Source organism: Campylobacter sp. LMG 7929 (genome assembly GCF_024723595.1).
Taxonomy (GTDB): Bacteria; Campylobacterota; Campylobacteria; order Campylobacterales; family Campylobacteraceae; genus Campylobacter_D.
In genome coordinates this window covers 1-321 of the sequence record NZ_JANQCY010000048.1, presented here as the reverse complement: position 1 = coordinate 321, position 321 = coordinate 1, and the positions used below count along the sequence as shown (strand labels likewise).

Genomic DNA, 321 nt, shown 5'->3' with positions numbered 1-321 from the left:
CAAAAAAAATATATTTGGAGAATTAGAATTTGATGAAAGGGCTACTCATATAATAGGAGCGATTACTTATAATGGCAATGCTAAAAATAATAAGGTTATTTTAGATGGAGCTTCTTTATTAGTACATGGTCCAACAGATTCTTATTCTACATTATCATGGGCGCATTTTGGAGGAGCTTTCGTAGATGTAAATAACAATCAAAGCTATGAAGTAAGTAATAATTCCTTGATAATCAATGGGATAAAATTAGGATTAAAAGTAGATACTAAAAATACCCCATTAGCTTATAATGCTGTCTTAGTAGGAGAAATCTATGGGGG

The 321-nt window shown here is 30.8% G+C and carries 1 pseudogene; it reads left to right on the top strand.

Going from position 1 to position 321, the window contains the following annotated elements:
- A pseudogene (locus CAMP5118_RS08005) lies at positions 1–321 on the top strand (hypothetical protein); the annotation flags it as partial.